Source organism: Mycobacterium sp. (assembly GCF_008709575.1).
Lineage (GTDB): Bacteria > Actinomycetota > Actinomycetes > Mycobacteriales > Mycobacteriaceae > Mycobacterium.
In genome coordinates, this window is sequence record NZ_VYIK01000212.1 from 1 (window position 1) to 919 (window position 919).

General features: G+C 63.9%; 1 protein-coding gene and 1 pseudogene. Both read right to left on the reverse strand.

Annotated features, from left to right (window positions below):
• Positions 1-265, reverse strand: a pseudogene (locus tag F6Q13_RS17960) (hypothetical protein); the annotation flags it as partial.
• 91 nt (positions 266-356) lie between these two features.
• Positions 357-800, reverse strand: coding sequence for a lipoprotein LpqH (locus F6Q13_RS17965; protein ID WP_293059437.1), 444 nt, complete (start codon positions 798-800; stop codon positions 357-359).
• Positions 801-919 lie beyond the last annotated feature (119 nt).

The window sequence follows — 919 nt, forward strand, 5'->3', positions numbered from 1 at the left end:
CCAGCGTGGTCATCGCGTTGCCCGCGGTCACCCAGTTGCTGACGTCGGGGCCGGCATCGAACGGATCCAACAGGTACACTGCGTGCGGACCCCCGGCCAGAAAAGCCACCGGGATGTCGCGGCCCATCGCGGCCGACGGCACCATCAACGTCTCGTAGCCGGCGGCGTGGGTTGACCTGGCATGCGTTGCGCTCAGACACTCCAATCCCAAGACCAACACAAGGACAGCAGGCAGACGCAGCAGCACCAACGGAAACCTCCTCATACCCCTATCCCTCGTGGTCGGCGTGCCGGAAAGGTGGTCGGCGTGCCGGAAAGCCGCCATGGTCGCGCCGCGAGGACCGTCGAGCGGGGCATCAGCACGCCACCTTGATCGCAAAGGTTTCGGTTGTCAGTACGCTCGGCTTAGCGCGGTCAAAACCCACTGCGGCGCCGGTGATCGTATAGGTGGCGCCGGTAATCGTGACAGCGGCCTTACCCTGTAAGCCCCGATCGTAGGAGCCCGCAAAGCCATTGAGATTGCGGATTCGCACGAATTCGGCTGTTAGTTGGCGGGTGTTGGACACCATCGCCGTCATGCCCGAATCCTCGTGGCCAGTTCTGATCGTCGTCAGCGATTCGGCCGTCGTGCACTGCACCGCATCGGTGATGCCCAGGTCTTTGCCGTTGATGGTGATCGCCGCAGTGCCGGGAGCCAACGTGCCGGGTTTGGCCTGGGGTGCCGCTTGGCTCGATGAGCAGCCCACGGCAGCGCCGATCACCAATACCGCTGCAGCAGCGGCGGCAAACCTGTTCGTCACAGCAACCTTCCTCGCCGATTAACTGGAAGAAATCTACAGCAGCGCGCGCGTTGTGGGCCAGGAATCGACGTGCCTGACGCGAAGATGCGGTGGTGATTGGGCGCGGATGACCGCCCGGC